Here is a 13,957-nt window from a genome sequence, read left to right as displayed (position 1 = left end):
CAGAAAATGCTCGACAAGACCTATGATTCCGCTGCCGTCGAACCCAAAATCGCCGCGAAATGGGATGAGGCGGATGCCTTCCGCGCCGGCGCGAACGCCAAACCGGGGGCCGAGACCTTCACCATCGTGATCCCGCCGCCAAACGTCACCGGTTCGCTCCATATGGGGCACGCGCTCAACAATACGCTGCAGGACATCATGGTGCGTTTCGAGCGCATGCGCGGCAAGGACGTGCTCTGGCAGCCGGGCATGGATCACGCCGGCATCGCCACCCAGATGGTCGTCGAGCGCAAGCTGATGGAGCAGCAGCTGCCGGGCCGCCGCGAGATGGGCCGCGAGGCCTTCATCGACAAGATTTGGGAGTGGAAGGCGGAATCGGGCGGCCTGATCTTCAACCAGCTGAAGCGCCTCGGCGCCTCCTGCGACTGGTCACGTGAGCGCTTCACCATGGACGAAGGCCTGTCGCAGGCCGTTCTCGAGGTTTTCGTCACGCTCTATAAGGAAGGCCTGATTTACAAGGACAAGCGCCTCGTCAATTGGGACCCAAAACTTCTGACGGCGATTTCCGACATGGAGGTCGAACAACACGAGGTGAAGGGCCATCTCTGGCATCTGCGTTATCCGCTCGAGCCGGGTGTCACCTATCAATATCCGATCGCCTTCGACGAGGAAGGCAAGCCGACTGAGTTCGAGACGCGTGACTATATCGTCGTCGCCACGACGCGACCGGAGACGATGCTCGGCGATACCGGCGTTGCCGTGAACCCCGAAGACGAGCGTTACAAGCCGATCATCGGCAAGCATGTCATCCTGCCGATCGTCGGCCGCAGGATACCGATCGTCGCCGATTCCTATGCTGATCCGACGGCCGGCACAGGCGCGGTGAAGATCACACCTGCCCATGATTTCAACGACTTTGAAGTCGGCAAGCGCGCGAAGCTGCGGGCGATCAACGTCATGAATATCGATGGCACCATTGCCATCAAGGACAATGAAGACTTCCTTGAAGGTCTCGACAATCCGGCGGCGCTGCATGGCGCCTGGGACCGTCTGGAAGGGCAGGACCGTTTCTATGCGCGCAAGGTCATCGTCGAGATCTTCGAAGAGGCCGGCCTTGTCGACAAGATCGAACCGCACAAGCATATGGTCCCGCATGGCGACCGCGGCGGCGTGCCGATCGAGCCGCGGCTGACGGAACAATGGTTTGTCGACAACAAGACATTGGGGCAGCCTGCCCTGGAGTCCGTTCGCGAGGGAAGAACCAGATTTATTCCCAGGAATTGGGAAAACACCTATTTCAACTGGCTGGAGAACATCGAACCGTGGTGTATCTCCCGCCAGCTCTGGTGGGGCCATCAGATTCCCGCTTGGTACGGCCCCGATGGTCAGGTCTTCGTCGAAAAGACCGAGGAGGAGGCGCTGCAGGCGGCGATCCAGCATTACCTCTCGCATGAGGGGCCAATGAAGGCCTATGTCGAGGACCTGCTCGAAAACTTCAAGCCTGGCGAAATCCTGACGCGGGACGAGGACGTGCTCGACACCTGGTTCTCTTCTGCGCTCTGGCCTTTCTCGACGCTCGGCTGGCCGGACGAGACGCCGGAACTCGCGCGTTACTACCCGACGAATGTCCTCGTCACCGGTTTCGATATCATCCCCTTCTGGGTCGTTCGCATGATGCAGATGGGCCTGCATTTCATGAAGGACGAGAATGGCGATCCCGTCGAACCCTTCCATACGATCTATATTCACGCACTGGTGCGCGATAAGAACGGGCAGAAGATGTCGAAGTCGAAGGGCAACGTCATCGACCCTCTGGACCTGATCGACGAATACGGCGCCGATGCGCTGCGCTTCACCCTGGCGATCATGGCCGCACAGGGCCGCGATGTGAAGCTCGACCCGGCCCGCATCGCCGGCTACCGCAATTTCGGCACCAAGCTCTGGAACGCCACGCGTTTTGCCGAGATGAACGGTGCCAAGAGCGATCCGCACTTCGTGCCGGAGGCTGCCGAACTCACCATCAACCGCTGGATCCTGACGGAGCTTGCCCGTACGGAACGTGACGTTACGGAGGCACTTGAAGCCTTCCGCTTCAACGATGCCGCCAGCGCGCTCTACCGTTTCATCTGGAACGAAGTCTGCGACTGGTATCTCGAGCTGCTGAAGCCGGTCTTCAACGGCGAGGACGAGGGCGCCAAGGCCGAAGCCCAGGCCTGCAGCGCCTATATTCTCGAAGAGATCTACAAGCTCTTGCATCCCTTCATGCCCTTCATGACCGAAGAGCTCTGGGCGCATACCGCAGGCGAAGGCAAGGAACGCGACACGCTGGTCTGCCATGCCGAATGGCCGGCGCCGTCCTATGCCGACAACGCAGCCGCCGACGAGATCAACTGGCTGATCGACCTCGTCTCCGGCATCCGCTCCGTGCGCGCCGAAATGAACGTGCCGCCGTCGGCGACCGCCCCGCTGGTCGTCGTCAAGGCCAACAATCTCACGCGCGAAAGGCTGTTCCGCCACGACGCCGCCATCAAGCGGCTTGCCCGCGTGGAAGCGATATTGCTCTCCGACGATGCGCCGAAGGGCGCGGCCCAGATCGTCGTCGCCGAAGCCACCGTCTGCCTGCCGCTCGGCAATCTGATCGACCTTGCTGCCGAAAAGGCCCGCCTGGAAAAGGCGATTGCCAAGATGGACGGAGAAATCGCCCGCATCAATGGCAAGCTTTCCAACGAGAAGTTCGTCGCCAACGCCAATCCCGAGGTGGTTGAGGCCGAGCGCGAGCGTCTCGATGAGTTGAAGGGGCAGATCGCCAGCTTGAAAACCGCGCTTTCCAGGGTCAGCGAAGCCGGATAAATTTCATCGCCGATTTTGGTAAGTTATTTCAAAGGCGCGCCCGCTTCGGGCGCGTCTTTTGTCGTCTGGGGCAAGCCTGATTCGGTCTTGAGCGCGGCTGATTTGAGGCCCTGAGCCTGTGGATTTTGGCTTTACGACTATCCTTTTGGTGAAAACTGTCACTGTTGTCGGATTGATACAGCTTCTGCAATGTTTGGAATGAAAACCCAAAAGCCCACCTCAAAATCGATAGCTCTAGAATAATATTTTATTAACCAGATTTTTTGACGTGTCCGTCAATTTCTTTACGTAAGTTAGCCACTGCAATGCCTGGGAGCGCCGCCGTGGGGCGCGTTGCCATGTCGAGCGGACGCTTACTAAAGTGGCGTACATCAATTGCTGGAGTGGGGGAGACACAATGGCATCGCGTATGTTTTCCAAGAGCGTAACGTCGCTCGTTCTTCTTTCGTGGCTTGCCTCGCCGTCCTTTGCCGGTGGCCTGGAGCGCGGCGGCTATAACATCGATCAGCTGTTCGATACGTCGCCTTTCTCGTTTCAGTCGGGCGTGACCTACGTCACGCCGCAGCGCAAGCTGAAGGATGTCCGGGACACGAATACGTCGATACTGACAGGAGGCGGCAATCTGAACAGCCGTCCAGACACGGCTGACGATACCTCAAATTACACCATCCCCTATATTGGTTTTAAGGCTGGTTTTGGCGATGCAGTCGACTGCCTCGTTGACTATTCGGAGCCCTTCGGCGCGCACACCGACCCCGGCGTGAACTGGGCAGGCGCCAACGATAACATTGAGACAGAGATCAAAACCCGCAACTATGGCGGCACCTGCTCCTATCGTTTTGATGTCGGCCCTGGGCAGCTTCGCTTCATTGGCGGCGCTTTTTATCAGGAAGTCGAAGGCTTCAAGGAACGTCTGGTTTCAACGCTTCCGCTTCTGCTTGGTACTGGAACCGGCGTCGGTCGCCTGGATATCGACGATAGCGGTTGGGGCTGGCGCGCCGGCATCGCTTACGAGATCCCGGAATATGCGATGCGTGCGAGCCTCGTCTATAACAGTCGCGTCAAGTACGATGACCTGTCAGGGACCGTTGATCTCCGTCAGGTTCCGGTTGTGCCGTTGTACGGGGGCTTAGTCACACCTGTTTCCGGTTCCGCCGAAGCGCCGGATTCGCTGGAGTTGAAGCTGCAAAGCGGTATCGCTCCGGATTGGCTTGCATTCGGATCGGTTAAATGGACGAATTGGAGCGTCCTGCAGTCGGTAGCATTCTGCCCGACCAACGGTTTGCCTTGCCCCGCGGGTGGTCTAACTTCGCTCGACCTTCTTTATCGTGATGGTTGGACGATCTCCGGCGGTGTCGGCCATAAGTTCAATGAACAGTGGGCCGGTGCAGTCAGCCTGACATGGGATCGCGGCACCAGCCAGGGCTATGGCGCGCAGACAGACAGCTGGACGCTCGGTCTCGGTGCGGCCTATACGCCGACAGAACATATCGAATGGCGCTTTGCAGGTGCCGTGGGCGTGTTGACGAGCGGTTCGTCTGGTGCTGTGACCCGGAATGGCGTCACATACGGAGATGATGTCTCCTATTCCTTTGACGATGATCTGGTCGCTGCACTGTCGACAAGCATAAAGATCAAGTTTTAATTCCACGTTTTGAAGAATAGAGGAGCCCGGCACTGCCGGGCTCTTCTTTATGTGCGCCCATTAATCATATTATTTTCTGGTCTCGTTTTGTGACGATTCAGCAACAGTTTTTTACGATGAATGGCGTATGGTGGCGATGGGGTGAATTTGTCCATTTCCCGCCACAAAGAGAGCGCAGCGGTATTTGCGGGCGAGGTGATGGCAGACTTACGGTGCGTGTAATCAGTAGCATGAATCGATTTTTTTCCGGTAACAGCAAATCGTACGGCGCAAGTGGCGACAGCCGCGTGATTGCGGCCGTTTTTCTTTCCGGACAAGGCTATTGCGACCAGAAATTCGACCTCACTATCATGCCATCTATCCATCCATTGCTGTCGTTCTCTGCCCGTTCGAACAGGCAGCCGAGCTTAACGGCAGATGTCGATACCGGTTTGGTCACATTTGCTATTTACGAATGCGATAAAGGCGGGAAGGCGGATGGCGCGCCCGTCGAAAGAGCGCCGAGAAGGTTGCAGGCGGACCGTGCCGGGAGCCGGGTGGTCCTGAATGATGTGCTGAAAATTCGGCCTTTGAGAAAAGGCCTATGGGCTGGATGCGACGCGGGCAAAGGGGCCATGGAGCTCGCCGCGGGATCGCTCGCCTCGAAAGAATACATCCGCGGTATGCCTGGCGTCAGCGCCGGCTGCGCGCGATGAACGAAAGAAATCGGTTGAAATGGTAACGTCCGAGTTCAAACTGTTCAAATTCATGCTGGTGAGCATGTGGATGGCAATATCGCTGTCCGGTCCGGTTCAGGCTTTCGACATCAAGAGCGACGTCAGCAAGGAGTCCGGTCCTTTCGATCTGTTCAAGTTCGGCTTCAAGGCCTACAAAAACGGACAGAAAGAGGAGGCGGTCGAAGCCTACAAATACGCCGCCGAAAAGGGCCATACCGGTTCGCGCTGGGCGCTCGCCAACATGTATGCCGACGGCGACGGTGTTACCCAGGACGATTTCGAAGCCTTTAAGATCTACAGTGAGATCGCCCAGCAGGGTGTCGAACCCGGCTCGGAAGATACCGGCTTCTTCGTCAACGCGCTCCTCTCGCTCGCCAACTACTACAAGCATGGAATTGCCGGCAGCCCGGTCAAGATCGATCTCACTCAGGCGCGCCAGCTCTATTTTCAGGTTGCCTCCACCTTTGGCGTTCCCGAAGCACAGTTTCAGCTGGCGCAGATGATGCTGGCCGGCGAAGGCGGCAATGCCAGCCCGCAGCAGGCGAAAAAATGGTTGAACCAGGCCCGCAAGAGTGGCCACCCCGGCGCCATGGCGATTTTCGGAAATATTCTTTTCGACGAAGGCCAGACGGCTCGCGGTCTCGCGCTGATGACTGCCGCTCTCGACCGCTGCAAGCCCAAGGATTGCAGCTGGATGGAAGCGCTGCAGGAGCAGGCCTTCTCGGTTGCCAATGAGGCCGACCGTCGCACGGCAGTTTCGCTGTCGCACGCCATTGCGAGCGGTTCCGACTGACGCTTTCCGTTCAGCGCCACGCGGCACTCAACCCGTGCGTCTCCATCGCGCGCCCCTGAAATAACGCTGCCAAGGGCTCGGAATGTCAGGCCGCGAAATCGAAATAGGCGATCACCGGTACGTGGTCGGACGGCTTTTCCCACGCTCGCACATGTTTTTCGATAGCTGCCGACGTCATCCGGTCGGCCGCTTCCGGTGACAGCAGCAGATGGTCGATGCGGATGCCGTTGTTCTTCGGCCATGCACCCGCCTGATAATCCCAGAAGGAATAGAGACGCGTCGCGTCCGTCGTCGCGCGCACCGCATCGGTCAAGCCGAGATTTTCGAGCCTGCGGAAGGCCTGCCGCGTTTGCGGCAGAAACAGCGCATCGCTTTCCCAGACCCTGGGATCGAAGCAGTCGTGCGGTTCGGGGATGACGTTGTAATCGCCGGCAAGCACCAACATCTCTTCATAGGCCAGCCGTTCGGCCGCAAAGCTCCTCAGACGCTCCATCCAGGCGAGCTTGTAGGGGTATTTCTCGGTGTCGGCGGGATTGCCGTTCGGGAGATAGATGCTGCAGACGCGCAGGATGCGCGTGTCGGGCAGCGTGAACACCGCTTCCAGGAAACGCGCCTGTTCGTCCAGCGGGTCACCGGGCAGGCCGCGATTGACTTCAAAAGGTGAAGTCTTGGAGAGGATCGCGACGCCGTTGAATCCCTTCTGGCCGTGCGTCTCGACATGATAGCCGAGCGCTTCGATCTCCAGCCGGGGAAAGCCTTCGTCGATCGTCTTGATCTCCTGCAGGCAGACGATGTCGGGATCGGAATCCTTGAGCCATTGTGTGAGATTGTCGATGCGCGCCTTGACGCCGTTGATGTTCCAGGTCGCGATCTTCATGCTCTGTTCCGTTCGCTAGGGCATGTCGCGCAAAACTATGCGGCTGTTTTTGCGATTTACGACACGCGGAAAATCAAGAGCTAAAGCGTGGCAAGCGAATCTGAAAGATCGCGACGCGCTTCAGTGCGCTTCTTTTATCGCGGTCTTTCGCCGCTGGACAAGCCGATAAACCGGCTGGAAGCAATTCTTCCGCCGGTCGTTGGGGACAACGCTGTGTGTTCGGATATTCAGATCGAGAAGCTGGTGCCGCAGCCGCAGCTTGCCACCGCATTCGGGTTCTTGATCTGAAAGGATTGGCCAAGCAGATTGTCGACGAAGTCGATCTCCGACCCTGCCATATAGACGAGCGACAGGCTGTCGATCAGCACCTTCGCGTCGTTCTTTTCGACGACGATGTCGTCATCCCCAGCGCTGTCGGCAAGGTCAAATTTGTAGGAAAAGCCCGAACAGCCGCCGCCTTCGACGGAAACGCGCAGCGCGCTCTTGCCGGCCTCCGCACTGATGATGGCGGCGATACGCTTTGCCGCGGCATCCGAAAGGGTTACACTCGTATCCGTCATATTTCCTCCTGCCGGGGTCAAGATCCGGAGAGAATGGGTTTTGGCACTCGAATGTTCAAATGCCTGATATCAAAGGAACTTACCATGATCTTCGCGAAAAGGCCATGATGCGCCGAAGCGGTCGGCGAACACCGCTTTGCCGTTTCGTCGGGCTATAGGTATGAAGAGGGCAAAGCGGCGTCAATGGGCAGATGCGGCTACAGGCAGAATGACGGTGAAGAATGACGATTGACAGGCGAGCTCTAGGTTTCGGCGGCAGCGAAAGGGCGGTCTATGCGGCCGACCCGTGGACGACGCGTGGGCGTCTCTATCCGGAAGACAGCAGTCCGACTCGCTCCGATTTCCAACGCGACCGCGATCGCATTGTCCATACCACCGCCTTCCGCCGGCTGAAGCACAAGACCCAGGTCTTCATCGCCCAGGACGGCGATCACTATCGCACCCGGCTGACGCATACGATCGAGGTGGCGCAGATTGCCCGTGCGCTTGCCCGCGCCCTGAAACTCGACGAGGACCTGGCCGAGGGCGTGGCGCTGGTGCACGATTTCGGCCACACGCCGTTCGGCCATACCGGCGAGGACGCGCTGCACGAGGTGCTGCTGCCTTATGGTGGCTTCGACCACAATGCCCAATCGCTGCGCATCGTGACCAAGCTCGAGCGGCGATATGCCGAATTCGATGGCATCAATCTGACATGGGAAAGCCTCGAAGGGCTCGTCAAACACAATGGTCCCCTGCTGACGCCGGAAGGGGCCGGCACGCGCGGCCCGGTTCCGCAGCCGATCCTCGATTATTGCGAATTGCACGATCTCGAGCTCGCGACTTACGCCAGCCTGGAAGCCCAGGTCGCGGCGATCGCCGACGACATCGCCTATAACACCCACGATATCGACGACGGCCTGCGCTCCGGCTATCTGAGTTTCGAGATGCTGGAGGAAATTCCCTTTCTTGCCGGATTGATGGCGGAGGTGAGGGGGCGCTATCCGCATCTGGAACCGAGCCGATTCACCCACGAGATCATGCGCCGCCAGATCACCCGCATGGTCGAGGACGTCATCGGCGTCGCGCAGGAGCGCCTATCACTCCTTCGTCCCGAGAGTGCAGCCGAGATCCGCGGCGCCGGCCGGGTTATCGCCACCTTTTCCGAAGAGATGGCCGAAACCGACAGGCAGATCAAGGCGATGCTCTTCAAGCGCATCTATCGCAATCCCGATATCATGCGCATCCGCGCCGGTGCTGCCCAGATCGTCACGGACCTCTTTGCCGCTTACATGGCCAGTCCCAAGGAGATGCAGAGCCATTACTGGGTCGATCATATCGCGGGGCTCGCCGATGCGCCGAAGGCTCGTCATGTCGGCGACTATCTTGCCGGCATGACCGACACCTATGCGATCAGTGCCCACAGGCGATTGTTTGACCACACTCCGGATTTGCGATAGGCAGCGGTCGCCCGCCGAAGGCCGATTTGCGCCTTTGGCACAGCCTATGCATGGAAGAGTGCGATGAACCTTTTTACCGACTTCGAAGCCAGGATCAAAACCGCCCTTGAACAGATCGATCTGGTCAGGGAAAAGCGATCTGAGCTCGATTTCGGCCGCATCGCAGTCGAACCGCCGCGCGATGCGAGTCACGGCGACGTTGCGACCAACGCCGCGATGGTGCTGGCAAAGCCGCTCGGCACCAATCCTCGCGCCCTTGCAGACGTCATCATCGCCAAGCTCAAGGAGGATGCCGACGTCGCCGATGTTTCGGTGGCAGGTCCCGGTTTCATCAACATCCGTCTCGCCGTCGGCTATTGGCAGCGGCTGCTGGCTTCCGTCATCGGCGCCGGCACCGACTACGGCCGCTCGACCCTCGGTGAAGGCCGCAAGGTCAACGTCGAATATGTCTCGGCCAATCCGACCGGCCCGATGCATGTCGGTCATTGCCGCGGCGCCGTCGTCGGCGATGCGCTCGCCAACCTGCTCGCCTTTGCCGGTTACGGCGTCGAGAAGGAATATTACATCAACGATGCCGGCTCGCAGATCGACGTGCTCGCCCGGTCGGTCTTCCTGCGTTATCGCGAAGCGCTGGGTGAACGGATCGGCGAAATCCCGTCGGGTCTCTATCCGGGCGACTATCTCGTGCCCGTCGGACAGTCGCTTGCCGCCGATTACGGCGTCCGGCTGCACAACATGCCGGAAGAGCAGTGGATGCCGATCGTCAAGGATCGCACCATCGACGCGATGATGGTCATGATCCGCGAAGATCTGGCGGCGCTGAACGTCCATCACGACATCTTCTTCTCCGAGCGCACCTTGCACGCCAACGGCGCGGCAGCCATCCGCACCGCGATCAACGACCTGACCTTCAAGGGTTACGTCTACAAGGGCACGCTGCCGCCGCCGAAGGGCCAGCTTCCTGAAGACTGGGAAGATCGCGAGCAGACACTGTTCCGCTCGACCGAGGTTGGCGACGACATGGACCGGCCGCTGATCAAGTCGGACGGCTCCTATACCTATTTCGCCGCCGACGTCGCCTACTTCAAGAACAAGTTCGATCGTGGTTTCGACGAGATGATCTATGTGCTTGGCGCCGACCATGGCGGCTACGTCAAGCGCCTGGAAGCGGTTGCACGCGCCGTTTCGGAGGGTAAGGCGAAGCTGACGGTGCTGCTCTGCCAGCTCGTCAAGCTCTATCGCAATGGCGAACCGGTGAAGATGTCGAAACGTTCGGGCGATTTCGTCACGCTTCGGGACGTCGTCGAGGAAGTCGGCCGTGATTCGGTCCGCTTCATGATGCTTTATCGCAAGAATTCCGAACCGCTCGACTTCGATTTCGCCAAGGTGACGGAGCAGTCGAAGGATAATCCTGTTTTTTACGTGCAGTATGCGCATGCCCGCTGCATGTCGGTCTTCAGGCAGGCAAGAGAGGCTTTTCCCGGCCTCGATCTTTCGCCCGAGGATCTTGCGAAAGCCGTTGCTGGCATTGGCGATCCGGCCGAATTGCAGCTCGTCGCCAAGCTTGCCGAATTCCCGCGTATTGTCGAGGCGGCCGCTCAGTCGCAGGAGCCGCATCGCATCGCTTTTTACCTCTATGACCTCGCCAGTGCGTTCCACGCGCACTGGAACAAAGGTAAAGATCAGCCGGAATTACGATTTGTTAATGATAAAAACCGAGAATCAAGTATTGCCAGACTTGGGCTGGTGTACGCCGTCGCGTCGGTTTTGAAGTCGGGACTTGCCATTACAGGCACTGCCGCACCTGACGAAATGCGATAACGTCACCATTTACCCACAATGCGCTGGCATTTGAGCGTTGGCGTTTGCGAGTGGGATAGGCATGGCTGAGAAACAATTTGCGTATGATACGCGCGGAAAAGACGATCTGTTTGCCGATGACGATCCGTTGGCCGAACTTGCCCGGATCGTCGGTTTCGAGCCGCGTGTTGCAGCGAATACCGTAAGCGACGCCGCCCGGCGCGAACCTGCCTTCGATCTGGAGGATGAGCTCGGGCGAGAATTCGATCGCTACGATTCACCGCGTCCGCTGGCCGAACTCGATCGGCCGGCCGAGCCGATCTCCGACGGCATCGCTTCCGAAGACTATGTCGAGCCCATTCTCGATGCTTCTCCCGCTGCCGTAAGCGTGGATGTTCCGGAGCCCGTCTCCGTTGGTCCCGTCGCCGCAGAAGAAGCTGCCCAACCTCCGGCAAGGAACCGGGACGTAGCCGCTGCCGACGGGGCGGCCGGTCCGCAGCAGCTGTCCGTCGATCCTGTTTCCGAGGTGCCGGCTCAAACCGCTTTCGGCGGCGCCCGCGACCTGATCGAGGAACTCGAACTGTCGATCGGTGCAGCGCCGGTCTCTTCGCTGGCGCAGTCCGCCAAAGCCCCGCAATGGTCGGCCGCCAGCATCAGGCTGCCGCTCGCCAATTTCCACGCCCCGAAACGTGAGGAGCAGGTGGCAGTGGTCGAGCCGGCCGCCGAAGCAGTCGCTGCGCCTGCGGCTGAAGCCGTCGCTGAACCGATGGCTGAAGCAGCGGTTGCCGATCTTGCCTCGGCGGAGCCGGAGCCCGTGGTCGAGCGGCCGGCGCCCGTCGCCGCTGTCGAACTTCCCGAGGAGTTCGAATCCGCGGCGCCGTCGTTCGGCTTCCCGGCCGAGCTCGATCGCCACGATGAAGCAATTGCGCCGCAAGAAACTGCTGAAGCCGAGGAATTCGTTGAAGTCGAGGACGATCTGGAAGAGTTCGGTTCCGACGCCGGTTTCGATCTCGCGGCCGCCGTCGACGGCGAAATCCAGGCCGATGCCGCGCTGACCGAGGTCGGACCTGAAGTTCCGCATATCGCCGGCACCTTCGATGTCGACGACCTGCTGGCCGACGTCTCGCGCTATCCCGTGCCCCGCCCGGTATTGCAGCGTGCCAATCTGGCGCCGGTTTCGCCGGAGCCCGCTCCCGTCGAAGTCGCCCCGGTTGCTGCCGCACCGGTTCAGCCGGAGGCGATCGCGCCCGCGCCGATCCTGTCCGCTCCGATCGAAATAGCGCCTGCCTATGCTGCCGAAGCCGCAAGGCCGATCGCGCCGCAGCCTGCCGCGATCACGCAGTCCCAGCCTGACGCGACGGCCTATTCACGGGCGCCGCAGCCCGCGCCGGAAGCCGATGATCCCTTCGCGGGCCACGATTTCGAACTGGACCTCGCCGGTATCGAGCTGGAACTTGCCGATCTCGATTTTTCCGAAGCAGCAGAGCCGGCGCCGCAGCCAAAGGCACAGCCGGCGCCCGCTGCGCCCCAGCAGGCAACGCCTGAGCACCCGCAGGCCGCTGTCCCGGCGCAGCCCGCGCCGGTCCTGGTTTCCGAGCAGCCGGCTGCGGCTCCGGCTTTCAACTGGGCACCTGCCGCAGAGGCGTCCGCCGCTGAATCGACCGAAGATCTGCCCTTCGATCCGGCGATGATCTCCGATCCGGAGGATCGTCCCGAGACGGTGGACGACATGCATGTGCCGGCGCTGCCGCCGGTCGAGCAGCCCGCTCCGGTTGCAAAGACCGCGGATTTCGATTTCGATCTCGATGCGGAGATCGCGAGCTTTTTCGAACCGGCCAAGCCGCGCGAAACGGCGGCGTCCGCCCGTAATATGGCTGCCGCTGCGGCAACGCCGGTCAAGCCGACCATTGCCGACGGTCTCGATGATTTCGAACGGGCGCTGGAGGAGGATTTCCGCCGCAGCGTGCGCGAGCCGGTCGAACGCCGGGAGACCTCCGAGGTCCACATCGAGTCGGCAAGCCAGGCCGCTGATTTTAGCCGCGCCCGGTCGATGCGCCGGCTGCTGGCCGGGGCGGTCGTGCTGGTGGTCTTCGCCGGCGTCGGTTATGGGGTCTATTCCTCCGTCTGGAACGGCGAAGGGCTCGGCATTGTCTCGTCCGGCGAACCCCGTGTGATCACGGCCGACAAGGATCCGGTCAAGGTCGTTCCGGAAAATCCCGGCGGTAAGACGGTGCCGAACCAGGATAAGGCCGTCTACGACCGCGTTGCGGGTTCTGCCGAGGAGCCGAAGCAGAAGGCGCTCGTCTCCTCCGACGAGGCGCCGGTCGATGTTGTCCAGCGCACCTTGACGCCGGAGGCATTGCCGGAAGATGACGAGAACGCCGGCGCTGACGATCGGGTCACGCCGACGGCGGTTGGCGAGACGGAGGATCCGCGTCTGTTGCCGAACCACGCCAACGCCGACGACGCTTCTGCAACCGACGCCGACAAGACGCCATCCGTCTCGCCGCGCAAGGTCCGCACGATGATCGTCAAGCCTGACGGCACGCTGGTCGCCCGCGAGGAGTCCGCGCCGGCCGACCAGCCGGCGCCGTCTGCTCAGCCTATGCCGTCTGGCCAGCCGCCAGTGACGGCGCAGTCGGCCCCGTCTGCGCCATCGGCCCCGATCGCGCCGCCGGCTGCCGGATCGGCTGCGAGCTTCCCGGCAAGCGCCGAGATTGCTTCCGCCGATGCGCGTTCTGCAGCACCAGTTCAAACCGCGCCGGCACAGCCGTCGCCTGCCGCAAGTGCCGATGGGCAGGCGGCAAATCCCGCGCCGGTCGATGCGCCGGTACGGCCGGTGAAGACGGCAACGATCGCCGATACGGCCCCGGTTCCGATCGCCCGTCCGGCCGATCAGCCTGTCAACGTCGTTAGCACTGTTACCGATAAGGGCAATGTGCGCACGCCCGCGCAGCAGCCGAAGCCGACGCAGGTCGCCTCGGCAACGCCGGCCGCCGCCCAGCCGCAGCAAGCCGCTTCCGCCGGTGGCTACGGCCTCCAGATCGCTTCGCTGCCGTCGGAGGACGAGGCGAATAAATCTTATGCAAACCTGTCGAAAAAATTCGCCGGCGTGCTTGCTGGCCGCGCCCATGAGATCCGCAGGGCCGATATCGCCGGCAAGGGCACTTTCTACCGTGTCCGCATCCCGGTCGGCTCCAAGGATGAGGCCGCAGCGCTCTGCGAACAGTATCGCGCAGCGGGCGGAAGCTGCCTGATCTCCAAATAACATCGGCCA

At 60.7% G+C, this 13,957-nt stretch carries 9 protein-coding genes; 7 read left to right on the top strand and 2 right to left on the bottom strand.

Annotated elements, in window-relative coordinates:
• Positions 1–6 precede the first annotated feature (6 nt).
• The 4 genes from GGD53_RS00270 (at position 7) to exoR (ending at position 6,004) form a co-directional block, all read left to right on the top strand.
• Positions 7–2,850, top strand: coding sequence for a valine--tRNA ligase (locus GGD53_RS00270; protein ID WP_184452580.1), 2,844 nt, complete (start codon positions 7–9; stop codon positions 2,848–2,850).
• Between the two features lie 397 nt (positions 2,851–3,247).
• The gene (locus GGD53_RS00265) at positions 3,248–4,495 is read left to right on the top strand and encodes an OmpP1/FadL family transporter (RefSeq protein ID WP_184452578.1); all 1,248 of its coding nucleotides are present in this window, start codon (positions 3,248–3,250) and stop codon (positions 4,493–4,495) included.
• Between the two features lie 89 nt (positions 4,496–4,584).
• A complete protein-coding gene (locus GGD53_RS00260) occupies positions 4,585–5,190 on the top strand; it encodes a hypothetical protein (RefSeq protein WP_246717674.1) in 606 nt (201 codons plus the stop codon).
• 19 nt (positions 5,191–5,209) lie between these two features.
• On the top strand, positions 5,210–6,004 hold the full coding sequence (gene exoR, locus GGD53_RS00255) for an exopolysaccharide production regulator ExoR (RefSeq protein ID WP_184452575.1): 795 nt from the start codon (positions 5,210–5,212) through the stop codon (positions 6,002–6,004).
• 85 nt (positions 6,005–6,089) lie between these two features.
• Here exoR and xth read toward each other — a convergent pair whose 3' ends face one another.
• On the bottom strand, positions 6,090–6,881 hold the full coding sequence (gene xth / locus GGD53_RS00250; RefSeq protein ID WP_184452573.1) for an exodeoxyribonuclease III: 792 nt from the start codon (positions 6,879–6,881) through the stop codon (positions 6,090–6,092).
• Positions 6,882–7,108: 227 nt separating this feature from the next.
• Positions 7,109–7,441 (bottom strand): iron-sulfur cluster insertion protein ErpA, encoded by a 333-nt coding sequence (gene erpA, locus GGD53_RS00245; protein WP_064709130.1) that lies wholly within the window; start codon positions 7,439–7,441, stop codon positions 7,109–7,111.
• 221 nt (positions 7,442–7,662) lie between these two features.
• Here erpA and GGD53_RS00240 point away from each other — a divergent pair, with 221 nt between their 5' ends.
• The 3 genes from GGD53_RS00240 (at position 7,663) to GGD53_RS00230 (ending at position 13,948) form a co-directional block, all read left to right on the top strand.
• Entirely contained in the window at positions 7,663–8,880 is a 1,218-nt protein-coding gene (locus GGD53_RS00240; RefSeq protein WP_184452571.1) for a deoxyguanosinetriphosphate triphosphohydrolase, read from the top strand.
• Between the two features lie 63 nt (positions 8,881–8,943).
• Positions 8,944–10,701: an arginine--tRNA ligase gene (gene argS / locus GGD53_RS00235; RefSeq protein ID WP_184452569.1), complete on the top strand. Its 1,758-nt coding sequence runs from the start codon at positions 8,944–8,946 to the stop codon at positions 10,699–10,701.
• Between the two features lie 61 nt (positions 10,702–10,762).
• Positions 10,763–13,948 (top strand): SPOR domain-containing protein, encoded by a 3,186-nt coding sequence (locus GGD53_RS00230; protein WP_184452567.1) that lies wholly within the window; start codon positions 10,763–10,765, stop codon positions 13,946–13,948.
• The last annotated feature ends 9 nt before the right edge of the window (positions 13,949–13,957 follow it).

Origin of the sequence: Rhizobium aethiopicum (assembly GCF_014197535.1) — a bacterium.
GTDB lineage: Bacteria > Pseudomonadota > Alphaproteobacteria > Rhizobiales > Rhizobiaceae > Rhizobium > Rhizobium aethiopicum_A.
Note: the sequence above shows the minus strand (reverse complement) of the source record. Positions and strands in the feature narration are given on the sequence as shown.

Bases quoted from the DNA above. Each gene is read 5' to 3' on its own strand.
- GGD53_RS00270 (WP_184452580.1), top strand. From the start codon at position 7: ATGCTCGACAAGACCTATGATTCCGCTGCCGTCGAACCCAAAATCGCC.
- GGD53_RS00240 (WP_184452571.1), top strand. From the start codon at position 7,663: ATGACGATTGACAGGCGAGCTCTAGGTTTCGGCGGCAGCGAAAGGGCG.
- erpA (WP_064709130.1), bottom strand. From the start codon at position 7,441: ATGACGGATACGAGTGTAACCCTTTCGGATGCCGCGGCAAAGCGTATC.
- xth (WP_184452573.1), bottom strand. From the start codon at position 6,881: ATGAAGATCGCGACCTGGAACATCAACGGCGTCAAGGCGCGCATCGAC.
- GGD53_RS00265 (WP_184452578.1), top strand. From the start codon at position 3,248: ATGGCATCGCGTATGTTTTCCAAGAGCGTAACGTCGCTCGTTCTTCTT.
- argS (WP_184452569.1), top strand. From the start codon at position 8,944: ATGAACCTTTTTACCGACTTCGAAGCCAGGATCAAAACCGCCCTTGAA.
- GGD53_RS00230 (WP_184452567.1), top strand. From the start codon at position 10,763: ATGGCTGAGAAACAATTTGCGTATGATACGCGCGGAAAAGACGATCTG.
- exoR (WP_184452575.1), top strand. From the start codon at position 5,210: ATGGTAACGTCCGAGTTCAAACTGTTCAAATTCATGCTGGTGAGCATG.